The sequence below is a fragment of the Pseudopontixanthobacter vadosimaris genome, from assembly GCF_012979275.1.
Classification (GTDB): domain Bacteria; phylum Pseudomonadota; class Alphaproteobacteria; order Sphingomonadales; family Sphingomonadaceae; genus Pseudopontixanthobacter; species Pseudopontixanthobacter vadosimaris.
This window is the reverse complement of record NZ_JABASZ010000025.1, coordinates 72,139-94,782: the sequence shown is the minus strand read 5'-3', so window position 1 is coordinate 94,782 and position 22,644 is coordinate 72,139. Positions and strand designations below refer to the sequence as shown.

The 22,644-nt window shown below is 63.0% G+C and carries 16 protein-coding genes; 6 read left to right on the top strand and 10 right to left on the bottom strand.

Annotated features, from left to right (window positions below):
* Positions 1 to 5: 5 nt before the first annotated feature.
* The gene (locus HG250_RS05610) at positions 6 to 2,291 is read right to left on the bottom strand and encodes an FdhF/YdeP family oxidoreductase (RefSeq protein ID WP_170003524.1); all 2,286 of its coding nucleotides are present in this window, start codon (positions 2,289 to 2,291) and stop codon (positions 6 to 8) included.
* 228 nt (positions 2,292 to 2,519) lie between these two features.
* Here HG250_RS05610 and HG250_RS05605 point away from each other — a divergent pair, with 228 nt between their 5' ends.
* Positions 2,520 to 3,602, top strand: a complete 1,083-nt coding sequence (locus HG250_RS05605; protein ID WP_170003522.1) for an AI-2E family transporter — start codon at positions 2,520 to 2,522, stop codon at positions 3,600 to 3,602.
* An 11-nt stretch (positions 3,603 to 3,613) separates the two neighbouring features.
* Here HG250_RS05605 and ruvC read toward each other — a convergent pair whose 3' ends face one another.
* Both ruvC and HG250_RS05595 read right to left on the bottom strand, forming a co-directional pair.
* Positions 3,614 to 4,126, bottom strand: a complete 513-nt coding sequence (ruvC, locus tag HG250_RS05600; protein ID WP_170003520.1) for a crossover junction endodeoxyribonuclease RuvC — start codon at positions 4,124 to 4,126, stop codon at positions 3,614 to 3,616.
* Positions 4,123 to 4,872 carry a YebC/PmpR family DNA-binding transcriptional regulator gene (locus HG250_RS05595; RefSeq protein WP_170003518.1) on the bottom strand — a complete coding sequence of 250 codons (750 nt, stop codon included), beginning with the start codon at positions 4,870 to 4,872 and terminating at the stop codon, positions 4,123 to 4,125. The genes ruvC and HG250_RS05595 overlap by 4 nt, the downstream gene beginning before the upstream one ends.
* Before the next feature lie 70 nt (positions 4,873 to 4,942).
* On the opposite strand from HG250_RS05595, the gene HG250_RS05590 reads away from it, so the two are divergent.
* Positions 4,943 to 5,671: a CPBP family glutamic-type intramembrane protease gene (locus tag HG250_RS05590; protein WP_170003516.1), complete on the top strand. Its 729-nt coding sequence runs from the start codon at positions 4,943 to 4,945 to the stop codon at positions 5,669 to 5,671.
* Positions 5,672 to 5,749: 78 nt separating this feature from the next.
* On the opposite strand, the gene HG250_RS05585 is transcribed toward HG250_RS05590, so the two are convergent.
* Positions 5,750 to 5,986 carry a DUF2312 domain-containing protein gene (locus tag HG250_RS05585; RefSeq protein WP_170003514.1) on the bottom strand — a complete coding sequence of 79 codons (237 nt, stop codon included), beginning with the start codon at positions 5,984 to 5,986 and terminating at the stop codon, positions 5,750 to 5,752.
* Between the two features lie 128 nt (positions 5,987 to 6,114).
* Positions 6,115 to 6,423, bottom strand: a complete 309-nt coding sequence (locus HG250_RS05580; protein ID WP_170003934.1) for a DUF1244 domain-containing protein — start codon at positions 6,421 to 6,423, stop codon at positions 6,115 to 6,117.
* A gap of 58 nt (positions 6,424 to 6,481) precedes the next feature.
* On the opposite strand from HG250_RS05580, the gene pyk reads away from it, so the two are divergent.
* Entirely contained in the window at positions 6,482 to 7,951 is a 1,470-nt protein-coding gene (gene pyk, locus HG250_RS05575) for a pyruvate kinase (RefSeq protein ID WP_170003512.1), read from the top strand.
* Here the strand turns inward: pyk and gltX are convergent.
* From gltX to rpoB, 4 genes are all read right to left on the bottom strand, one after another.
* Positions 7,948 to 9,276: a glutamate--tRNA ligase gene (gltX, locus tag HG250_RS05570; protein ID WP_170003510.1), complete on the bottom strand. Its 1,329-nt coding sequence runs from the start codon at positions 9,274 to 9,276 to the stop codon at positions 7,948 to 7,950. The genes pyk and gltX overlap by 4 nt on opposite strands.
* A gap of 27 nt (positions 9,277 to 9,303) precedes the next feature.
* A complete protein-coding gene (locus HG250_RS05565; RefSeq protein ID WP_170003508.1) occupies positions 9,304 to 9,783 on the bottom strand; it encodes a hypothetical protein in 480 nt (159 codons plus the stop codon).
* A 116-nt stretch (positions 9,784 to 9,899) separates the two neighbouring features.
* Positions 9,900 to 14,288, bottom strand: a complete 4,389-nt coding sequence (gene rpoC / locus HG250_RS05560; protein ID WP_170003506.1) for a DNA-directed RNA polymerase subunit beta' — start codon at positions 14,286 to 14,288, stop codon at positions 9,900 to 9,902.
* A 76-nt stretch (positions 14,289 to 14,364) separates the two neighbouring features.
* Positions 14,365 to 18,576, bottom strand: a complete 4,212-nt coding sequence (rpoB, locus tag HG250_RS05555; protein WP_170003504.1) for a DNA-directed RNA polymerase subunit beta — start codon at positions 18,574 to 18,576, stop codon at positions 14,365 to 14,367.
* A gap of 468 nt (positions 18,577 to 19,044) precedes the next feature.
* Here rpoB and HG250_RS05550 point away from each other — a divergent pair, with 468 nt between their 5' ends.
* The 3 genes from HG250_RS05550 (at position 19,045) to rplL (ending at position 20,696) form a co-directional block, all read left to right on the top strand.
* Positions 19,045 to 19,299, top strand: a complete 255-nt coding sequence (locus tag HG250_RS05550) for a hypothetical protein (RefSeq protein WP_170003370.1) — start codon at positions 19,045 to 19,047, stop codon at positions 19,297 to 19,299.
* Positions 19,300 to 19,725: 426 nt separating this feature from the next.
* Positions 19,726 to 20,241 carry a 50S ribosomal protein L10 gene (gene rplJ / locus HG250_RS05545; RefSeq protein WP_170003502.1) on the top strand — a complete coding sequence of 172 codons (516 nt, stop codon included), beginning with the start codon at positions 19,726 to 19,728 and terminating at the stop codon, positions 20,239 to 20,241.
* A gap of 80 nt (positions 20,242 to 20,321) precedes the next feature.
* The gene (gene rplL, locus HG250_RS05540) at positions 20,322 to 20,696 is read left to right on the top strand and encodes a 50S ribosomal protein L7/L12 (RefSeq protein WP_170003500.1); all 375 of its coding nucleotides are present in this window, start codon (positions 20,322 to 20,324) and stop codon (positions 20,694 to 20,696) included.
* Positions 20,697 to 20,825: 129 nt separating this feature from the next.
* On the opposite strand, the gene HG250_RS05535 is transcribed toward rplL, so the two are convergent.
* Entirely contained in the window at positions 20,826 to 22,592 is a 1,767-nt protein-coding gene (locus tag HG250_RS05535; protein WP_170003498.1) for a cation:proton antiporter domain-containing protein, read from the bottom strand.
* Positions 22,593 to 22,644 lie beyond the last annotated feature (52 nt).

Below are 22,644 nucleotides of genomic sequence, written 5' to 3'. Positions count from 1 at the left end.
AGCGCTCAGGCTGCCTCGATCCGCACTGGTATCGATTTGGAACCCGGCGTTTTCGATAATTCATCGTGATTGTCGATCGAGATCAGCACGTTGCATTCCGGGTAATAAGACGCGATCGTCCCTCGCGGCAGGGCATAAGCCACCAGTTTCAGCCCCCCCAGGTTCCGGTCCACCCCATCATCCGCATCGCCCACCAGCCGCACCGACTGCCCGTCGCGCAGCCCTGCGTCGGCAATGTCGTCGGGGTTCATCAGCACCACGTCGCGCGTGCCCTCGATCCCGCGAAACCGGTCGCTATAGCCATAGATCGTCGTGTTGAACTGATCGTTCGACCGCATCGTCAGCAGCCGGTAGCGGCCCGGCCTGTCCTTGAAACCGGTCACGTTCAGCCGTTCGGGCGTGGTGATGATCGCCTTGCCCACCTCCGTCTTCCAGATGCGCTCGCGGGCCGGATTGCCGCGATAGAAGCCGCCCGGCTCCCACATCCGCGCGTTGAAATCGTGAAAATCGTCGGGATAGGTCTGCGCGATCAGATCGCGGACAAGCGCGTAATCGCCCACCCAGTCGCGCCATTTCAGCTGCGGATTGGGGGCAAGCGCCGCCTCCGCGATGGAACAGACGATATCCATTTCGCTCTTCAGCGTATCGGCTGCCGGCTGACGGCGGCCGAGCGAACCGTGGATCATCGAGAAGCTGTCCTCGATGGTGATGGCCTGGTTGCCGCTCGCCTGCATGTCGATCTCGCTACGGGCGAGGCAGGGTAAGATATAGGCGTGTTTGCCGGGAAACAGGTGGCTGCGGTTGAGCTTGGTGGAGATCATCACGGTGAGATCCTGCTTCGCCCAGCCTTCCTCCATCCGTTCCTGATCCGGCACCGCGCGCAGCAGATTGCCGCCCAGAGAGATGAAGCCTTTCACCTCACCTTCGATCAACCCGTTCACCGCATCGACGATATGCATCCCGTCCTTCGTCGGCGGGTCGAAGCCGAACAGCGCCTTCAGGCGGTCCATCGGGATCAGTTTCGCCTTCTCGGCAATGCCCACGGTCCGCTGCCCCTGCACATTGCTGTGCCCGCGCACCGGACAGGCGCCTGCACCTTCGCGGCCGATATTGCCGCGCAGCAGCAGGAAATTGGCGAACATGGCCAGGTTCAGCGCTCCATGGCGGTGCTGCGTCAGGCCCATGCCATAGACGCCGATGACCTTTTCGGCCCGCATGTAGATGCCAGCGGCATCGCGCAGCGCACTTTCGGTCAATCCGCTCTCCCGCTCGATCTCCGCCCAATCGGCGGCGCGGCAGTAATCGACATATTCATCGAAGCCGACCGTGTGTTCGGCGATGAAGGCATGGTCGATCACTTCGGCCTCGCCCTTTGCTCGTGCCGCATCGTCGGCTTCGACCACGATTTTGCACATGCCCAGAATGGCGGCGACGTCGCCCCCGGCGCGAAGCTGGTGATACTGGTCGGAAATCTTCGTTTCGCGCCCGGTGACCATATCAACCGGGTTCTGCGGATCGACGAAGCTGACCAGCCCCTGTTCGATCACCGGATTGAAAGTGACGATCTTCGCGCCGCGATCCTTCGCCTCCTTCAGCGGATGCAGGAATCGCGGGCTGTTGGTTCCGGGATTCTGGCCGAAGAAGAAATAGGCATCGGTCTTGTCCAGATCGTCCCAGGTGACGGTGCCGACCGGCGTGCCGAGAACTTTCTTCAGGCCCACCGAGGTCGTCTCGTGGCACATGTTGCTGCTCTGCGGCAGATTGTTGTTGCCATAGGCGCGGGCGAGCAGCGCATAAAGATAGGAGGCTTCCAGCCCGGCATGGCCCGAAGCGTAGAAGACAACGCTTTCCACGGGAAGTTCGCGCAGCCGTTCGCCGATCGCGGCGAAGGCTTCGTCCCACGACACGGCGACATAGCGATCGCTTTGCGCGTCATAACGCAGCGGGTGAGTCAACCGTCCCTGCATCTCGAGGTCATGGTCGCGCCAGTCGCGCAGTTCGGTCACCTTGTGGCCTGCCTGCGCAAAGAATTCCGGCGTGCAGCGAGCGCTGGTGCTTTCCCACAAGGTCGCCTTGGCGCCATTCTCGCAGAACTCGAAGGGCTTGTAATTGGCAGGCTTCGGCCAGGCGCAGGACGAACACATGTGCCCCTTGGTCTTGTTCTGCCGCCCGAGGGTGTCGAGCGCGCCTGCCTCCGCCCAGGTTTCGCCGAAGATGCGGGTGATGCCCTTCATCGACCCCCAGCCGCCGGCAGGGCCGCTGGAATGGGGAAGATCCTTGTGTTCGGCCATGCCTGATGATCCTTGCTGCGCCAAAATGGTTGCGGCCGAGGGCCAGCTTCTACATGCGATGCCCCAGCTCCGTGCGATGGTTGCGCTCAGGATGATCGGGGCAGGGCCACTCTGCCCCCGGTGGGCCAGCCGATCAAGGGCCGGAATGCAAGCGCATCCGCAATCTTCGTTTCGCCACCGCCCCTCATCCGCTAGAGGCACCATGAAAGCGGGATAAAGGGCCAGTCGGTGAACAGTTTCGATCAGTCAGGACGCACGCGACTCGAGCAGGGCGGGCTGGTCCTGTTCCTTGCCGCCATTACCCTGTTCCTGGGCGCGGTGGCCTGGCCCTTCATGTCCGCTATCCTGTGGGCGACCATCGCTGCCATCATGTTCCAGCCGCTTTACCAGCGCGTCCTGCACCAGTTGCGCGGCCATGAAAACCGCGCCGCGCTGCTCGCCTTGCTCACCATCCTTGTCGCGGTGGTCATACCGGCGGTGGTGATCGGCAGCCTTATCGTCGATCAGGCCACGGCGGTCTATTACGCCATCGAGGCGCAGCAGATCGACGCCGCGGAATATTTCGCCCGCTATTACGACGCCCTGCCCGAACGCCTGCGGATCATGCTGGACGATTCCGGCTACGGCGATTTCAGCGCGACGCAGGCAAGGATTTCGGAACTGATCCAGGCAAGCGTCGGCGCAATTGCCGCGCAGGCGCTCGCCATCGGGGGCGGTGCCTTTTCCTTCTTCCTGTCCTTCGCAGTCGGCCTTTACGTCACCTATTTCCTGCTGCGGGACGGCAAACGGTTGGGTCGGACGATCACCGACGGGCTGCCGCTGGACCATGGCGTCGCTGACCGGCTGGCGATTGCCTTTGTCACAATCGTTCGCGCGACCATCAAGGGATCGGTCGTCGTGGGGCTGGTGCAGGGCGCCCTGGGTGCCATCACCTTCTGGATCGTCGGCGTGCCCGCCGCGCTGCTGTTCGGACTGCTCATGGCGATCTTTTCACTGCTGCCTGCGCTCGGCCCCGCCATCGTCTGGCTGCCCGTCGCGATCTATCTGCTGGTGACGGGCGCGATCTGGCAGGGCGCGGTGGTGATCGCATCGGGCGTTCTGGTCATCGGCCTGGCCGACAATCTGCTGCGGCCCATCCTGGTCGGGCGCGACACCGGCATCCCTGACTGGATCGTGCTGGTGACCACCCTTGGCGGAATCGCGGTATTCGGCCTCAGCGGTATCGTCATCGGCCCGGTGGTCGCGGGGCTGTTCCTCGCAGGCTGGACGATCCTGGCCGAACAGCGCGGGCGAGCGACAAGCCCGGCTTAGGTCCGCTGCGGTCAGATCCTCCCCTGCACGCCTGAACCCAGGTGAGCATCGGCGATCGCGACCGCGAGCGCGTCGGCGGCATCGGGACCGGCGACTTGCGCTGCGGGCAGCAATATCTTTATCATCGCCTGCACCTGACGCTTCTCGGCGGCGCCGGTGCCGGTCACGGCCTTCTTCACCAGCCTTGTGGCGTGTTCGTTGACGGCAAGTCCGGCCGCCCCGCATGCGGCGAGGATCGCGCCCCGCGCCTGCGCCAGCTTCAGCGTCGACTGCGGGTTCTTGTTGACGAAGACTTCCTCCGCCGCGGCGCGGTCAGGCCGGAATTCCGCGATAATCTGCGCCAGCTCCGTCTGTAGCGTCGCGAGGCGCAAAGCCATCGAAAGTTTCGCATCGCTGGGGAGCTGGCCGTTGGCAACATGCACCAGCCGCGCACCCTGCGATTCGACGATGCCCCAGCCGGTGCAGGAAAGCGACGGGTCGAGACCCAGGATGCGAACCGGCGCGCCCCTGGCGGGCAGGCTCATTCGGCCTCCAGCCGCTCCATGATCTCGTCGCTGACCTCGTAATTGCCCCACACCGTCTGCACGTCGTCATCATCGTCCAGCGCGTCGACCAGCTTGAACAGGGTGCCCGCGTCCTTTTCATCCATGTCGACGGTCAGATTGGGCTTCCACGCCAGCTTGACGGTTTCGGCCTCGCCCAGCGCCTTTTCCAGCGCATTCGCAACTTCATGCAGATCGTCGGCGGCGGTCCATATCTCATGCTCCTCAGCGCCCGACTGGATATCCTGCGCGCCGGCTTCCAGCGCGGCTTCCAGCACCTTGTCCTCGCCGCCGATGCTGGCGGGATAGACGATCAGGCCGAGCCGTTCGAAACCATGCGCGACCGATCCCGAAGCGCCCAGATTGCCGCCATTCTTCGAAAACGCGGTGCGGATGTTGGTGGCGGTACGATTGCGATTGTCGGTCAGCGCCTCGACGATGATGGCCGACCCGCCGGGGCCATAGCCTTCATAGCGGATTTCCTCGTAATCGTCGCCTTCATTGGCACTGGCCTTGTCGATGGCGCGCTGGATATTGTCCTTGGGCATCGACTGGCTCTTGGCTGCGTTCACCGCCAGCCTCAGGCGCGGGTTCATGTCCGGGTCGGGCATGCCCATCTTGGCCGCGACGGTGATTTCGCGGCTGAGCTTGGAGAACATCGCCGAGCGCTTCTTGTCCTGCGCGCCCTTGCGATGCATGATGTTCTTGAATTTGGAATGGCCTGCCATGTCGGTAATCGTCCAGTGTCCGGATTGAAAAGCGTATCTGCAATCAGATTCAGGGGCCTGCATTAGCCGCATGAGCGACCAAGTCTCAAGACCTGCGGGCGATTTCGGTCTGCCCGCCACCTTCCAGCGCTTTACCGCTTTCCTCCGCCGCCCGGAATTGCCCGATGCAGCGACAGGCATGAATGCGGAGACCCTGCGGCGAACAGGTATGCTCTATCTGCTCGATCTGGCGCTGATGGTGCCGCTCATTCTCATCGCCTTCGCCGCCGAGACGCTGGGGCTGACCTTTCCCGACAATGCGCTGGAAGATCTGGATTTCGGGCCGCTGGAAATCCTGTTCGTGGTGCTGCTGGTGCCGGCACTGGAAGAAGCGGTGTTCCGCGGATGGCTTTCGGGCAGGCCCGCGCATCTCGTGCCGTTCCTGCTGGTTGCGGCCTCCTATGGTGCGCTGGCCGGCGGAATGGTCCCGCCCCACCTTGCCGGATTCGGCATCGTCTTTGCGGTGCTGATCGCGGCGACGGTGCTGTCCGCCATGCAGCAGGGCCGGCCGCCTTATCCCTGGTTCCGCGCAGCGTTTCCGGTGTTCTTCGCCATTGCCAGCCTCAGCTTCGCGCTGGTGCATCTGTTCAATTACGAAGGTACCAGCCTCGCCTACGCGCTGCCGCTGGTGATACCGCAATTCATCGCCGGGATGATCTTTGGCTATGCACGCGTCACTTACGGTCTGTGGTCCGCCATCCTGCTGCATGTGCTGCACAATGGCACCGCCATCGGCCTCATCCTGATTTTTGGCGGGTAATCCCTCTTATCGGGATCGCCGGAGCAAAAAGGACGGCAGCCGCAGCCGCCGCCTTTCACCACTTGACGGTTCGCCCGCTCAACCCAGGCCGAGCGCGGCCTTGTAGGTATCGAGAATGGTTTCCATCTCGCTGCGGTCGTCAGGCTTCATCTTCCGCAGGCGCACGATCTGGCGCATGATCTTGGGGTCGTAACCCACCGCCTTGGATTCGGCATAGACATCGCGAATGTCGTCGGAAATACCCTTCTTTTCCTCTTCCAGCCGCTCGATGCGTTCGATCAGCAGGCGCAGGCGGTCATCGGTGGCTTCGGCCATCTTGTATCTCCGGATGATGGGGTCAGAATCGGTTGGCGGCGAGCCTTAGCGTGCCGCCCCGCCGGGGTGAAGGCCGCGTGGCCGCGCGATGCGGGATAATTCGCCCCGCCGCCCGTCCGCTGCAGCGATCAGGCGTTCTTCGCCACGCTTGCCTCCATGCGGGCCAGCTGTTCGGGCGTGGCGGGCTGCTGGTGCCGCTCCTTCCATTCCGCCATCGGCATGCCGTGGATCACCTGGCGCGCGGCGGCCTTGTCACCGTCAAACCCTGCATCGCGGATCCAGTCCGCCAGGCAATTGCGGCAGAAGCCCGACAGCCCCATCAGATCGATATTCTGGGCATCGCTGCGATGGCGCAGGTGGCGCACCAGCCGGCGGAATGCCGCCGCCGCCACGGCATCGTCGAGGGTGTCGAGCGGGTCTGCCGCGTTGCTGTTCATGGCTTCCATAGCGGTTTCATCCTTGTTTTGACACGCCGCATTGGCATAGGCGCGGGGAATGGAAAAGCCCGCAGCGAAACGCTTTCAACCCCGCGGCCGCAAGGTCAAGATCCTCACGACGGTGGGGCCGGCCAGCCGATCACCCGACATGCTGCGGAAACTGGTGCGGGCAGGCGCCGATGCCTTCCGGGTGAACATGAGCCACGGCGATCACCAGACCCATGCCGAAACGATCCACGCAATTCGCGAGATCGAGGCGGAATGCCACCACCCCATCGCCATATTCTGCGATTTGCAGGGACCGAAACTGCGGGTCGGCAGCTTCGCGGGCGGCAAGGCGGTGATTCGGCATTCGGGCCATTTCACGCTCGACCGCAACCCGGAACCGGGCGACGAAACCCGCGTCGAACTGCCGCATCCCGAATTGTTCGGCCTGCTGGAAAAAGGCCAGCGCCTGCTGATCAACGATGGCAAGATCCGGCTTCGCGTGATCCGCGCCGGTGAGGACGAGATCCTCTGCTCGGCCGAAGTCGGCGGCGTCATTTCCGACCGCAAGGGCGTGAATGTGCCCGATGCCGAGATTCCCATTCCCGCCCTGACCGAAAAGGACCGGAAGGATCTGGCCTTCGCCATGCAGCATGGCGCGGACTGGATCGGCCTCAGCTTCGTCCAGCGCGGCGAGGATCTGGCCGAGGCTCGCCGCCTGATGGGCGGGCACGGGTCGCTCTGCGCGAAGATCGAGAAGCCGATGGCGGTGCGCCGCCTGTCCGAGATCATCCTCTTGTCCGATGCGGTGATGGTGGCGCGCGGCGATTTGGGCGTGGAACTGCACCCCGAAGAGGTGCCGCCGCTGCAGAAGCGCATCGTCAATGAAACGCGCAAGGCGGGCAAGCCGGTCATCGTGGCGACACAGATGCTGGAAAGCATGATCGAAAGCCCCACCCCGACTCGCGCCGAAGTGTCCGACGTGGCGAATGCCGTCTATGACGGTGCGGATGCGGTGATGCTGTCGGCGGAAACCGCCGCCGGTGAATGGCCCGAAGAAGCGGTCAGCATCATGCACCGCATCGCCGCCCAGGTGGAGCATGACGATGCCTATCTGTCGCGCGTCCGCTTTCTCGACACGCCGCCCGATGCGACGACGGCGGATGCGCTGGCGCATAGCTGCATGACCATCGCCGATACGGTACCGATCGCCGCCATCGTCGTGTTCACCGGGTCAGGTTCGACCGCCCGCCGCGTGGCGCGCGAACGGCCCAGCGTGCCCATGCTGGTACTGACGCCGTCGATCAAGACCGCCCGCCGCGTAGCGCTGCTATGGGGTGCCCACGCGGTGACCACGCGCGATATCGGCAGTTTCGAGGAGATGATCGCCAAGGGCAAGCGAATGGCGCTGCGCCACGGTTTCGGCAAGGCCGGCAGCAAGCTGGTCGCGCTGGCGGGGGTGCCTTTCGGAACCCCGGGCGCGACCAATCTGCTGCATGTCGTCACCCTGATCGGGGACGAGTTGAAGCGTCACACAAGCTAGGCCGCGGCGGCGCGTTCCAGCCGTTCGCGAGCGGCTTCCTCACCGATCAGCGGCAGGATCTGCGCCATGTCCGGCCCCGATGTGCGCCCGGTCAGCGCCAGGCGCAGCGGCAGGAAGAGGGTCTTGCCCTTGCGGCCCGTCGCTTCCTTCACGCGGCCAGTCCAGTCGCGCCAGGGGTCTTCCGACCATTCGAGCAGCCCCAGCGCCTCTGTCAGATACACCCGGTCGTCCGCCTCGAAAACGGGGCTGGCGACCGGCCCCGTCACGATCTGCCACCATTCGGCGGCATCGGTGAGCTTTTCGACATTCGGACGGATCGCGAGCCATCCGGCTTCGTCCATCCCTTCGGGCAGCCGATCCTGCACCGCTGCATAATCCTGTGCGTGCAGGATCTGTGCGTTCAGCCGGGCCAGATCGGCTTCGTCGAAACGCGCCGGCGCCCGGCCGAAGCTGGCAAGATCGAAGCTGTCGATCAGCACCTGCTGCGATCCAACCGGTTCGACCGGCTGCGACGAACCGAGCCGCGCCAGCAGCGACAGCACGGCCATCGGTTCTATGCCAGAGGCGCGCAGTTCCTCGACCCCCAGCGAGCCGAGCCGCTTGGACAGCTTGCCTTCGCTGCCGACCAGCAGGGCCTCATGCGCGAACGCAGGCGGGCCCGCGCCCAAGGCCTCGAACATCTGGATCTGGACGGCCGTGTTGGAGACGTGATCCTCGCCCCGCAGGACGTCGGTGATGCCCATCTCGATATCGTCCACCGCGCTGGGAAGCATATAGAGCCAGCTGTCGTCCGCCCTTCTGACGACCGGATCGGACAGCAGCGCCGGATCGAAGCGCACCGGGCCGCGGATGGCGTCGTTCCATTCGATCGGGGTTTCATGATCCAGGCGGAAGCGCCAATGCGGATGCACCCCCTCGGCAAGCCGGGCAGCATGATCGGCCTCGGTCAGGGCGAGCGCTGCCCGGTCGTAAATCGGCGGGCGCCCGCGGCCGAGCTGTATCTTGCGCTTGAGTTCAAGCTCCTGCGCGGTTTCGTAGGCCCGATAGATGCGGCCATCCGCAACAAGCCGGGCGAAAGCCTGCTCGTACAGATCCTGACGCGCGGATTGCCGTTCCTCTCCGTCGGGAACCATGCCCAGCCATTCGAGATCGCGGCGAATGCCCTCGACGAAGCGTTCCTCGCTGCGGGCAGCGTCCGTATCGTCGATTCGCAGCAGGAAGCGCCCGCCCGCCTTTCGGGCCAGCAGGAAATTATGCAGGGCGGTGCGGATGTTGCCGACATGCAGATGGCCGGTCGGCGAAGGGGCGAAGCGGGTGATATTCATGCCGCCGCCGATAGCCCAGCGCAGGGCCTATTGCGAGAACAGCGTGATGCCGTGGCCGCCGCCGGTCAGATGCCAGCCGTTTGCGGGCGTCTGTCTGATCGTGTCCGGCGAATCCAAGACGGCGATGGCCGCTTCCTCCGCCGGATAGCGCCCGCGTTCGCAGATCGGGCCCGGGATCGAGCGCGTGGTCAGGCGCTGGCCCGCATAGGCGTAGGTCCAGCGGGGGCTGATGCATTGGGAGGCAAGCGCGATTGTGTCCTCGCTGATGGAGACTGTGATCGCATGCGGCAGGTCCACACTCGTGCCATCGACACCCGCCAGCCGATATTCGCCAGGCGGCAAAGGCGATTGATCCTTTGTGGGACTCTCCGCCGTGATGGTCGTGCGATCGTCTGCGTCGGGGTCTGCGGCGGCTTCGCGGCGCTCGTCCGTCACAGGATTATTGCGCCGTTCGCATGCTCCTGCGGCCAGCAGTGTAAGGGCCAGAATCGCGGCGGCAAGTTTCACGGACACGCCTCCTTCTTTTGCAGAATATATGCCTGATGCCATGAAAAAGCCCCGCCGGACATCGCATCCGGCGGGGCCTTTTCCGTAAGCCGCAACGGCTCCGTCAGATCAGCCGATCAGGCGTGCGACGTGCCCTCATCCGCTTCCTCTTTTTCGATCGGATCGGGCCGTTCGGACTGATCTTCGCGCAGGTAATCGCCCGCATCGGCATCGGTGCCGTGGGTTTCCCCTTCCATGGCGGCGAAGCTGGCGTCTCCGGTTGCCGCCTCCGCGCCCTGCGCCAGTTCCGCTTCGTGCTCCGCCTCGGCATCCTGCGCCGCGATGATGGCTTCCTGGGCCTTCTTCCACTGCGCCTTAATGGCCGCGTCGCGCCCGCTTGCCGCGATCCGCATCCGGTTCATGCCCGCGCCCGTACCGGCCGGGATAAGGCGGCCGACGATCACGTTTTCCTTCAGCCCGATCAGCGAATCCTTCTTTCCTTCGACCGACGCCTGCGTGAGCACGCGAGTCGTTTCCTGGAAGGATGCCGCCGAGATGAAGCTGCGGGTCTGCAAGCTTGCCTTGGTGATGCCGAGCAGGACCGGCTTGCCCTCGGCATGCTTCTTGTTGCGGCCGAGCTTGCCGTTCACCTCGTCCATCTCGGTCCGGTCGACCTGTTCGCCCGGCAGCAGGGTTGTGTCCCCGCCATCGGTGATCTCGACCTTCTGCAGCATCTGGCGAACGATCGTCTCGATGTGCTTGTCGTTGATCTTCACGCCTTGCAGACGGTAGACTTCCTGGATTTCGTTGACCAGATATTCGGCCAGCGCTTCCACGCCCATCACGTCGAGGATGTCATGCGGATTCGGGCTGCCCGAAATCAGCGTGTCACCCTTCTTGACGAAATCGCCTTCCTGCACGTCGATGACCTTGGTCTTGGGGACCAGATATTCCACCGCTTCCCCTTCTTCGGGCACGATGGCGATCTTGCGCTTGGCCTTGTATTCGCGGACGAATTCAATCTTGCCGGAAATCTTGGCGATGATCGCATTGTCCTTGGGAATGCGGGCCTCGAACAATTCGGCAACACGCGGCAGACCGCCGGTGATGTCGCGCGTCTTGGCAGCTTCGCGGCTGGCACGGGCGAGGATGTCGCCCGCTTCCACCTGCTGACCGTCATCGACGGAAAGCGAGGTGCCCGGTGCCAGCATGTATCGCTGGGCATCCGTCTCGCCATCATCCGACAGCTTCTCGCCTTCGCCGAGCAGGGTCAGGCGAGGGCGCAGTTCCTCCTTCTTGGCACGGCCGGTCGAACGGTTTTCGGTGACGACGCGCTGGGCGATGCCCGTTGCATCGTCAACGCGCTCTTCCATGGTCTTGCCGTCGATCAGGTCCTGGAAGCGGACCGTACCCGACTGTTCGGTGATGATCGGCAGGGTGAACGGATCCCATTCGGCCAGGCGGTCGCCTTCGGAAACCTTGTCGCCATCCTTGAACATGAGAACCGTACCGTAGGGCACCTTGTGGATCTCGCGCTCACGACCCTGGGCGTCGATGACGGCGAGTTCGCCGTTCCGCGCCATGGACAGGATGCGACCCTTCTTGTCCACGATGGTCGGCATGTCCCGGTACAGGATCTTGCCGTCCGAAATGGATTCGAGATGGCTGGTTTCGTTCAGCTGTGCCGCGCCGCCGATGTGGAAGGTCCGCATCGTCAGCTGAGTGCCCGGCTCACCGATGGACTGTGCGGCGATCACGCCGACAGCTTCACCGATGTTCACCGGCGTACCGCGGGCGAGATCGCGCCCGTAGCATTTGCCGCAAACGCCCTGCTCCGCTTCGCAGACGAGCGGCGAACGAATCTTGGCGGACTGCACTTCGGCTTCCTCGATCGCCTTGACCATCGGTTCGTCGACCAGGGTGCCGGCCTTCACGATCACCTCGTCCGTGGCCGCGTTCTTGATATCCTCGGCCGTGGTGCGGCCAAGGATACGCTCACCCAGCGAGGCAATCACGCTGCCGCCCTGCACGATGGCACGCATTTCCAGCATGTTGTCGGTCTTGCAATCTTCCGAAACGATGACGCAATCCTGCGACACGTCGACCAGGCGGCGGGTCAGATAGCCCGAGTTCGCCGTCTTCAGTGCCGTATCGGCAAGACCCTTACGCGCGCCGTGAGTGGAGTTGAAATATTCAAGAACGGTCAGGCCTTCCTTGAAGTTCGAGATGATCGGAGTCTCGATGATCTCGCCGGAAGGCTTGGCCATCAGCCCGCGCATACCCGCCAGCTGCTTCATCTGTGCCGGCGAACCACGCGCGCCGGAATGGCTCATCATGTAGATCGAATTGATCTGCGCTTCCTTGCCATCGGCATCGATCGGGCGCGACTTGATCTCGTCCATCATGGCATCGGCAACCTGGTCGCCGGTCCGGCTCCAGGCGTCGATCACCTTGTTGTACTTTTCCTGCTGGGTGATCAGGCCGTCCTGGTATTGCTGTTCGTAATCGGCGACCAGGCCCTTGGCCTTCTCGATCATGCCTTCCTTGCTGTCGGGGATGATCATGTCATCCTTGCCGAAGGAAATGCCGGCCTTGAACGCGTGGCGGAAGCCCAGCGTCATGATGGCGTCGGCAAACAGCACCGTGTCCTTCTGGCCGGTGTGGCGATAGACTTCGTCGATGACGTCGCCGATATCCTTCTTGGTCAGAAGGCGGTTGACGATGTCGAAGGGCACCTTGTGATTGGTCGGCAGGCATTCGCCGATCAGCATCCGGCCCGGCGTCGTGATGAAGCGCTTGAGTTCGATCTTGCCGTTCTCATCCGCCTGCGGAACGCGGGTGATGATCTTGCTGTGCAGCGAAACCGCGCCGACATGCAGGGCCTGATGCACCTCGGCCATGTCGCCGAAGCGGGGCAGCTTCTCGATCTTTTCGCCATTTTCGCCGTCGAGATATTCGGGCGTCTTTTCCTGCCGTTCCATGGACAGGTAATAGATGCCCAGGACCATGTCCTGCGAGGGCACGATGATGGGCTTGCCATTGGCGGGGCTGAGGATGTTGTTGGTCGACATCATCAGCACGCGCGCTTCCAGCTGTGCCTCGAGGCTCAGCGGGACGTGCACGGCCATCTGGTCGCCGTCGAAATCGGCGTTGAAGGCAGAGCAGACGAGCGGGTGAAGCTGGATCGCCTTGCCTTCGATCAGCACGGGTTCGAACGCCTGGATGCCGAGGCGGTGAAGCGTCGGCGCGCGGTTCAGCAGGACCGGATGTTCGCGGATGACTTCATCCAGGATGTCCCAGACTTCCTTGCGTTCCTTCTCCACCCATTTCTTCGCCTGCTTCAGCGTCATGGACAGACCCTTGGCGTCGAGGCGCGCATAGATGAACGGCTTGAACAGTTCGAGCGCCATCTTCTTGGGCAGGCCGCATTGGTGCAGCTTGAGTTCGGGGCCGGTCACGATGACCGAACGGCCCGAATAATCGACGCGCTTGCCGAGCAAATTCTGGCGGAAGCGGCCCTGCTTGCCCTTCAGCATGTCGGACAGCGACTTCAGCGGACGCTTGTTGGCACCCGTGATGACGCGGCCGCGGCGGCCGTTATCGAACAGGGCGTCGACAGCTTCCTGCAGCATGCGCTTTTCATTGCGGACGATGATGTCCGGTGCGCGCAATTCGATCAGGCGCTTCAACCGGTTGTTGCGGTTGATGACGCGGCGATAGAGGTCGTTGAGGTCGGACGTTGCAAAGCGGCCACCGTCGAGCGGCACCAGCGGGCGCAGTTCGGGCGGAATGACCGGCACGACTTCGAGGATCATCCATTCCGGACGGTTGCCGGAATCGATGAAGCTTTCGACCACCTTCAGGCGCTTGATGATCTTGGCGGGCTTCAGCTTCGACTTGGTCGTCGCCAGCTCCTCCATCAGATCGTCGCGCTCCTGCTCAAGATCGAGATCCATGAGCATGGTCTTGACCGCGGCGGCACCGATGTCGGCGGTGAAGGCGTCTTCGCCATATTCGTCCTGCGCCTCGAGGAGTTCATCCTCGGTCAGCAGCTGGAACTTCTCCATCGGCGTCAGGCCGGGTTCGGTGACGATGTAGCTTTCGAAATACAGCACGCGCTCGAGCTGCTTCAGCTGCATGTCGAGCAGGAGGCCGATACGGCTGGGCAGCGATTTCAGGAACCAGATATGCGCGACCGGAGCGGCCAGTTCGATATGGCCCATCCGCTCGCGGCGGACCTTGGTCACCGTGACTTCGACGCCGCATTTTTCGCAGACGACGCCCTTGTATTTCATGCGCTTGTACTTGCCGCACAGGCATTCGTAATCCTTCACCGGACCGAAGATGCGGGCGCAGAACAACCCGTCACGTTCAGGCTTGAACGTACGGTAATTGATGGTTTCCGGCTTCTTGATCTCGCCGAAGGACCACGAACGGATGCGTTCGGGCGACGCGATGCCGATCTGGATCTGGTCGAAGGTTTCCGGCTTGGAAATCTGGTTGGTGAATTTGGTAAGTTCGTTCATTTTTCAAATCCCTCGGGGGAAAATCCGGTGCAGGCGAATGGAATGGGCGGCTGCTGTTTGCAGCCGCCCCGTTCCCTTATTCAGCCGCGATGGCGAGCCCGTCGTCATCCTCGCCATCGTCGAGCGAGGACAGTTCGATGTTGAGGCCCAGGCTGCGCATTTCCTTGACCAGCACGTTGAAGCTTTCCGGCACGCCGGCCTCGAAGGTGTCGTCACCCTTGACGATCGCCTCATAGACCTTGGTGCGCCCAATCACGTCATCGGACTTGACCGTCAGCATCTCCTGCAGCGTGTAGGCCGCGCCATAGGCCTGCAGCGCCCACACCTCCATCTCGCCGAAGCGCTGGCCGCCGAACTGGGCCTTGCCGCCCAGCGGCTGCTGGGTGACGAGGCTGTAGGGGCCGATGGAACGGGCGTGGATCTTGTCGTCCACAAGGTGATGCAGCTTCAGCATGTAGATGTAGCCGACCGTGACCTTGCGGTCGAAAGCATCGCCCGTGCGCCCGTCGAACAGGGTGACCTGGCCGGACCCCGGCAGGCCTGCCTTCTCCAGCATGGCGGTAACGTCGCTCTCACGCGCGCCATCGAACACCGGCGTGCCCATGGGAACACCGTTGACGAGGTTGCCGGCCAGTTCGATCACATCCTGCGGCGTACGGCTGTCGATATCCTCGTGATACTGTTCGCCATAGATGTCCTTCAGCTTGTCGATCACCACCTGCGGCGGCCTGGCATTCGCCATATCCGCCTCGGCATTCGGATTGGCTTCACGCCATTCCTCCAGCGCCGCCGTGACCTGCTGGCCCAGACCGCGCGCCGCCATGCCGAGATGGGTCTCGAAGATCTGACCCACGTTCATGCGGCTCGGCACGCCGAGCGGGTTGAGCACGACATCGACAGGCGTGCCATCTTCCAGGAACGGCATGTCTTCCGCGGGCAGAATGCGGCTGATGACACCCTTGTTGCCGTGACGGCCGGCCATCTTGTCGCCGGGCTGCAGCTTGCGCTTCACCGCGACGAAGACCTTGACCATCTTGAGCACGCCGGGCGCGAGTTCGTCCCCGCGCTCCAGCTTCTCGCGGCGATCCTCGAACTTGTCGTCGATGCGCTTCACCGCTTCGTCATATTGCGTCTTCACGGCTTCGATCTGGCTCTGCTTGCCATCATCGGCGACGGCGAATTTGAACCATTCGTGCCGTTCGATATTGTCGAGCATGTCGCCGGTGATTTCCGAACCCTTCTTCACGCCCTTGGGCGCAGCGGAAGCGGTCTGGCCGACGAGCATGTCCCGCAGGCGGTTGTAGGTCGCCCGGTTGAGGATGGCGCGTTCGTCCTGGCTGTCCTTGCGCAGGCGTTCGATTTCCTCGTTCTGGATAGCGCGGGTACGGTCGTCGATCTCGATACCGTGACGGTTGAAGACACGCACCTCGACCACGGTACCGGCAACGCCGGGCGGCAGGCGGAGCGAAGTGTCGCGCACATCGCTGGCCTTTTCACCGAAGATCGCCCGCAGCAGCTTTTCCTCCGGCGTCATCGGGCTTTCGCCCTTGGGCGTGATCTTGCCCGCCAGAATGTCGCCCGGATGCACCTCCGCACCGATATAGACGATGCCCGCTTCGTCGAGGTTGCGCAGCGCTTCCTCGCCCACATTGGGGATATCGCGGGTGATGTCTTCCGGCCCGAGCTTGGTATCGCGGGCCATGACCTCGAATTCCTCGATATGGATCGAGGTGAAGACATCGTCCTTCACGATACGTTCGCTGATCAGGATGGAATCTTCGTAATTATAGCCGTTCCAGGGCATGAAAGCGACGAGGCTGTTACGCCCCAGAGCCAGTTCGCCGAGATCGGTCGAGGGACCATCGGCAAGGATGTCGCCCTGCTCGACCACGTCGCCCACTTTCACCAGCGGGCGCTGGTTGATGCAGGTATCCTGGTTCGACCGCTGGAACTTCTGCAGGGTGTAAATATCGACGCCGGACTGGCCGGCCTCCACATCGCCCTGCGCGCGGATGACAATACGGGTCGCATCCACCTGGTCGACGATACCGCCGCGCGTGGCGGAAATCGCGGCGCCCGAATCGCGGGCCACGGTTTCTTCCATGCCGGTGCCGACGAAAGGCGCTTCCGCCTTCACCAGCGGCACGGCCTGGCGCTGCATGTTGGAACCCATCAGCGCACGGTTGGCGTCATCGTTTTCCAGGAAGGGGATGAGCGATGCGGCGACCGAAACCAGCTGCTTGGGCGAAACGTCCATCAGCGTGATCTGCTCATTGGGCAGCATGACGAATTCGCCGCTTTCGCGCGCCGAGACGAACTCTTCCACGAAGGTTCCGTCTTCATTGAGGGCCGCAGAAGCCTGCGCAACCGCGTGCTTCTGTTCTTCCATCGCCGAGAGATAGACGACGTCGCTGGTCACCTTGCCGCCTTCGACCTTGCGGTAGGGCGTTTCGATGAAGCCATATTTGTTCACCCGGCTGAAGCTGGCGAGGCTGTTGATCAGGCCGATGTTCGGACCTTCCGGCGTTTCGATCGGGCAGATCCGGCCATAATGGGTCGGGTGCACGTCGCGAACTTCGAAACCGGCTCGTTCACGCGTGAGACCGCCCGGCCCGAGCGCCGAAACGCGGCGTTTGTGCGTCACTTCCGAAAGCGGGTTGGTCTGATCCATGAATTGCGACAGCTGCGAGGAACCGAAGAACTCGCGCACGGCGGCAACGGCCGGTTTCGCATTGATAAGGTCGTTGGGCATGACCGTGGACACGTCCACGCTGCTCATCCGCTCCTTCACCGCACGCTCCATGCGGAGCAGGCCGACGCGGTACTGGTTCTCCAGCAATTCACCGACTGAACGGACACGGCGGTTGCCGAGATTGTCGATATCGTCGACCTCGCCCTTGCCGTCCTTCAGATCGACCATTTCCTTGACCACGGCGAGGATGTCTTCCTTCCGCAGGGTGGTCACGGTATCCTCGGCATCGAGGCCGAGACGCATGTTCAGCTTCACCCGGCCCACGGCAGAAAGGTCATAGCGGTCGGCGTCGAAGAACAGGCCTTCGAACAGGGCTTCGGCGGTTTCCTTCGTCGGCGGTTCGCCGGGGCGCATGACCTTGTAGATCGCCTCCAGGCCCTCGTCGCGGTTCTCGGCCTTGTCGGCCTGCAGCGTATTGCGAATCCAGGGGCCGGTGTTGACCTCGTCGATGTCGAGCAGTTCGATCCGCTCCACGCCGGCCTTGTCCAATGCTTCCAGGTTGTCGGGCGATACCTCGTCGCCCGCCTCGATATGGATGCGGCCCGTGCTTTCGTCGATCATGTCCCGCGCGGCATAGCGCGCAAAGATTTCCTCAGTTGGGATCAGCAGCGTGTCCAGTCCGTCCTTGGCAGCCTTGTTGGCGGCGCGGGGGCTGATCTTCTGGCCGGCGGGAAACACTTCCTCGCCCGTCTTGGCATCGACGAGAGCGAAGCCCGGCTTCTGGCCGCGCCATTGCTCGGGAACATAGGGCATCTTCCAGCCTTCGCCAGCAGACCCCGATACGCGCTCCCATGTCACCTTGTCGTAAAAGGTGTTCAGGATTTCCTCGGCATCGAGACCCAGGCCGAACAGCAGCGAGGTGACCGGCAGCTTGCGCTTGCGGTCGATACGCACGTTGACGATGTCCTTGGCATCGAATTCGAAATCGAGCCACGACCCGCGATAGGGAATGACGCGGGCAGCGAACAACAGCTTGCCCGAGGCATGCGTTTTCCCGCGGTCATGGTCGAACAGAACGCCCGGCGAACGGTGCATCTGGCTGACGATGACGCGCTCGGTTCCGTTGATGATGAAGGTGCCGTTGCCCGTCATCAGGGGCATGTCGCCCATATAGACGTCCTGCTCCTTGATATCGAGAACGGAGCGGGTTTCGGTTTCCTGGTCGACTTCGAACACGATCAGGCGCAGCGTCACCTTCATCGGGGCCGCATAGGTTATCCCGCGCTGGCGGCATTCGGTCGTGTCGAACTTGGGAGGCTCCAGTTCGTAATGAACGAAGTCCAGCTCGGCGGTGCCGGCGAAATCGCGGATGGGAAAGACCGAGCGGAGCGTCTTTTCGAGGCCGGACACATAATTGATCGACGGGTCGGAGCGCAGGAATTGCTCGTAGCTTTCGCGCTGCACCTCGATCAGGTTCGGCATCTCCACCACTTCGTGAACATCGCCGAAAATCTTGCGGATGCGCTTCTTCGCGCTGCCATGCGCGGTTTTCGCAAACTTGCCGGAGGAGCGGGGAGCTTTCGCCTTGGTCGCCATGAGGTGATTCGCCTGTCAGATAGGGCCGGCCACGAAGCGCCGCCGGCGATAGAATTCGCAATGCACGCCTTGGGTGCCATGGCAGCAAACGCAGGAAAGCCGCAGCTTTTAACGCCCTGCTGAAGGGCGCTGCTGCGGCGCTGGCGTTGCGGCGATGGTAAGTCGCTGCTTCCTTCCCGGGCCATCCCCGCGCATGGGATGCCTTGCTCGAAGCCTTGCGACAGAGATCATCTATAGGCATCCGGCCCGCCGCTGTCAATTACCCGCCCTGCAGCACAGACGGTGCCTTGGGCGGCGGAACCGGGAGGGAAGCTCCTGCTGGCCCAAGGGAACACGATTTGCATAGCGATTCCCTGCACTTTGGCGAATTGTGGCGAAAATAGGTTACAAGCGTCACCAGCCGCGCTAGAAGCCGCCGATGTATCCTCGGGGGTGCATGAATTCCAAGGTAATCAGGGAATAGTCATTATGAAGAAAATTGCTCTCGTCGCCCTCACCGCCGCATTCGCGCTTACGGCCTGCGACGGCCCGCGCGAAGAAGCCGGCGAAGACATCGACGATATCAACAATGCCGACGGCATCCTGACCGAAGGCCCGGCCGAAGAAATGGGCGAAATGATGGACGAGCGCGCCGATGAACTCGGTGACAACGCCATGATGGCCGACGATGCCATGATGGCCGACGATGCCGTTGTCGCCGACGACACCGTGGTCGTGGAATAAGCATTCCTCCTGCACCTTTCGCGGTGCAATCAGGATGATGAGGGGTTCGCCAGCGATGGTGGACCCCTTTTGCATGCATGACAGCCCTTGGGCGTGCATACGGCTTGACGGCAGCGGATAATGAGCTAGAGCGCGGGGCGTACCGGCATCCACCGCAAGGGGCGGTCGGTCATCCGTCCGAGACAGCCGGTGGAAACAGCCGTTTCCTTAATTGCCGGCCTAGGCGGGGAAACGAGTTTCTTTCGCGCGGCTCGCAAGGCTCCGCATCGCGCCTGCCGAACCGATCATCCGGATGGCAGCGCACCTCCTTCCCCAAAAACGGACTCGCCCGTGCCGCAGCAGCGGTGCGGACAATGAAGCCGGTCGCGGTGCGTCCGCCTTTCGTGAAGGCGCGGCACGCAGCGATCATATGTGAAGGAGTACGGCATGGATCGTTCGCAGAAATCCGAATCGGTCGCCGAACTGAACGCAATCTTCAACGAGGCAGGCGTGGTGGTCGTCACCCGCAATCTCGGCCTTTCGGTGGCGCAATCCACCGACCTGCGGCAGAAGATGCGCGACGTTGGCGCGACTTACAAGGTTGCGAAGAACCGCCTCGCCAGGCTCGCCATCGAAGACACCGACTATTCCGGCATGGGGGCTTTCCTCACCGGCCCGACCGCTCTTGCCTATAGCGCAGATCCGGTCGCAGCCGCGAAAGCCGTGGTGGACTTCGCCAAGACCAACGACGCACTCGAAATCGTCGGCGGTTCCATGGGCGGCGAGATGCTCGACGTGGACAGGGTACGGGCGCTCGCGTCCTTGCCCTCGCTCGACGAGCTGCGGGGTACGCTTATCGGTCTCATCAACGCGCCCGCGACCAAGATCGCGCGCGTGGTCAACGAACCGGCAGCAAAGCTCGCCCGCGTCTTCGGCGCCTATGGTGCCAAGGAAGCGGCGTAAGCGGTTTTTCTTTCGCGAATACCGGACGGGGCGCGCTGATGCACCTTGCCCGGCCAGTCATTTAATTGGAGCACAATATCATGGCCGATGTAGCCAAGCTTGTTGAAGAACTTTCGAAGCTGACCGTCCTCGAGGCGGCAGAACTCGCCAAGGCACTGGAAGAAGAGTGGGGCGTTTCCGCCGCTGCTGCGGTCGCCGTTGCCGGCCCCGCCGCCGGCGGCGGTGAAGCCGCAGCCGAAGAAAAGGACGAATTCGACGTCATCCTGACCGGCGACGGTGGCAAGAAGATCCAGGTCATCAAGGAAGTCCGTGCGATCACGGGTCTCGGCCTGACTGAAGCCAAGGGCCTCGTCGAAGGCGCGCCCAAGCCCGTCAAGGAAGGCGTGAACAAGGCGGAAGCCGAAGAGATCAAGGCCAAGATCGAAGCAGCCGGCGGTACCGTCGAACTGAAGTAAGCTTGGCGGCCCCGGCGACGGGTGCCACCGCGCTTAACTTTCGATTGCGCATGATGCGATCACCAGGAGGGTGGTGCCGGAAGGCGCCGCCCTTTTGTTACGGGCGCCTGCTGCACGGTGTGGCCGACGTCACCCCGGATCAGTCGATGCAGGGCCTTCGGCCTTCATGTCATGTGGCAGATCGCTGCCCGCCTTCAGATCGCCGGTCATATGCTGCCGCTCCAGCCGTTCCATGTCGATTGCCCTGAAACGGGTCTCCACCGCAGTGACTGCGCCGGTTCCAAGGCCCAGTTCGCTGAGCGCCGCACGGCCCATGGCGATGGCCGATTCCCGCACCTCGCGCACGATGAATTGCACCGGTGCAGTCTTGATCCGCAGCATCGAACGGCGGTCGAAAGTCCGCACCATGATGCTGGCCTGCGGGAAGGCGGCACGGACGGCGTGCAGCATCGCCGCGTCCACCTGGTCGCCGTCCATGCAGAACAGGATCAGGTCCGCCTCGCCCGCGCCCGCCTGGCGTAAGAAATCGATGCGGGTGCCATCGCCGAAGAAAACCTTCGATCCGAAATCATCCGCAAGATCGATCTGGGGTACGTCGCGATCCACAAGCGTGATCGTGGCGCCATGCCCCTGCAGCATCTGCGCGACGGTCTGGCCGAAGCGGCCGTAGCCGACCACGATGGCCCTGGCGGAGCTTCCGTCCGGTGCATCGCGTTGTTCGCTGCCCTGGCGCGGCTTGCGGATAAAGGCGGTTGCCATCATCAGGAACGGCGTCGTCGCCATCGAGAGTGTGACGATGGCCCCGAACAGGCTGGCGATTTCCGGGGCGATCAGCAATCCCTGCTGCGCCTGAGCGAACAGGACGAAGGCGAATTCGCCGCCCTGGCTGAGCAGCAGGCCAAGTGCCAGTGCGGGCCGCCATTCCATTCCCGCCAGACGTCCAATCACGAAAATGATCGCTGCTTTTATGGCAATCAGCCCGACAGCCATACCGATAACGAACAGCGGATTTTCGGCAATGGCGCCAAGGTCCAGCATCATGCCGACGGCGAGGAAGAACAGGCCCAGAAGGATTGAGCGGAAGGGCTCGATATCCGCTTCCAGTTCCAAGCGGTATGGCGTGTTGGCCAGCATCACGCCGGCGACGAAGGCTCCCAAGGCAGTCGACAGGCCGAGCCATTCCATCAGTGCGGCTGCGGCGATCACGGTGAACAATCCCGCCACCACGAACATCTCGCGCTCGCCCAGATTGCCGATCAGGCGGAACAGCGGCCGCAGCAGGAAACGCCCGGCGGCGATCAGCGCACCCACCGCGACCAGCGACATCAGCGCAAGCTGCCAGCCGGGCGCCGCATCCGCATCGGCCGGATTCAGGCTGAGCGCGGCGACGATCGTAATAAGCACGATGATGGAAAGATCCTGGAACAGCAGGATGGCAAAGGCGCGTTCGCCGAATGGCGTTCGCAACCGTCCGGACGATTGCAGCATCGGCAGAACCTGTGCCGTGGAGGACAGGCCCAGCGGCAGGCCGAGCGCCAGCGCGGCGAACAGGGGGAAATCCGTCGCCAGATATATGAAGGCGGTCACCGCAAGGCCGCAGGCCGCGACCTGTGCAAACCCGATGCCGAAGATCGCCGTCCTCATCCGCCACAGTCGCGCCGGGTCAAGTTCCAGCCCGACGATGAACAGCAGCAGGATGATCCCGATCTCGGCAAACCCGATCATGGATTCGGCATTGCCGACCAGGCCGAGCCCATGCGGCCCCACTACTGCGCCGGCCAGCAGGTAGCCCAGCGTGGCTCCGAGCCCCAAGCGGCGGAAAACGAGCACGAAGCCCAGCGCGAAACCGAGCATCAATACTCCGTCCCGCAGGAATCCGGCGCCTTCATGTTCCATCGCGCCGGTCCCTTTTCATTGGCATTGCAGGGGTGACCGATAGAACCGCCGC

Excerpts from the sequence above, each read along its gene's own strand:
- ruvC (WP_170003520.1), bottom strand. The coding sequence starts at position 4,126 with ATGAGCCTGCCCGCCAGGGGCGCGCCGGTTCGCATCCTGGGTCTCGAC.
- rpoB (WP_170003504.1), bottom strand. The coding sequence starts at position 18,576 with ATGGCGACCAAGGCGAAAGCTCCCCGCTCCTCCGGCAAGTTTGCGAAA.
- HG250_RS05590 (WP_170003516.1), top strand. The coding sequence starts at position 4,943 with ATGAGCGACCAAGTCTCAAGACCTGCGGGCGATTTCGGTCTGCCCGCC.
- rplL (WP_170003500.1), top strand. The coding sequence starts at position 20,322 with ATGGCCGATGTAGCCAAGCTTGTTGAAGAACTTTCGAAGCTGACCGTC.
- HG250_RS05595 (WP_170003518.1), bottom strand. The coding sequence starts at position 4,872 with ATGGCAGGCCATTCCAAATTCAAGAACATCATGCATCGCAAGGGCGCG.
- HG250_RS05550 (WP_170003370.1), top strand. The coding sequence starts at position 19,045 with ATGAAGAAAATTGCTCTCGTCGCCCTCACCGCCGCATTCGCGCTTACG.
- pyk (WP_170003512.1), top strand. The coding sequence starts at position 6,482 with ATGGAAAAGCCCGCAGCGAAACGCTTTCAACCCCGCGGCCGCAAGGTC.
- HG250_RS05535 (WP_170003498.1), bottom strand. The coding sequence starts at position 22,592 with ATGGAACATGAAGGCGCCGGATTCCTGCGGGACGGAGTATTGATGCTC.
- HG250_RS05585 (WP_170003514.1), bottom strand. The coding sequence starts at position 5,986 with ATGGCCGAAGCCACCGATGACCGCCTGCGCCTGCTGATCGAACGCATC.
- gltX (WP_170003510.1), bottom strand. The coding sequence starts at position 9,276 with ATGAATATCACCCGCTTCGCCCCTTCGCCGACCGGCCATCTGCATGTC.
- HG250_RS05580 (WP_170003934.1), bottom strand. The coding sequence starts at position 6,423 with ATGAACAGCAACGCGGCAGACCCGCTCGACACCCTCGACGATGCCGTG.
- HG250_RS05610 (WP_170003524.1), bottom strand. The coding sequence starts at position 2,291 with ATGGCCGAACACAAGGATCTTCCCCATTCCAGCGGCCCTGCCGGCGGC.
- rpoC (WP_170003506.1), bottom strand. The coding sequence starts at position 14,288 with ATGAACGAACTTACCAAATTCACCAACCAGATTTCCAAGCCGGAAACC.
- rplJ (WP_170003502.1), top strand. The coding sequence starts at position 19,726 with ATGGATCGTTCGCAGAAATCCGAATCGGTCGCCGAACTGAACGCAATC.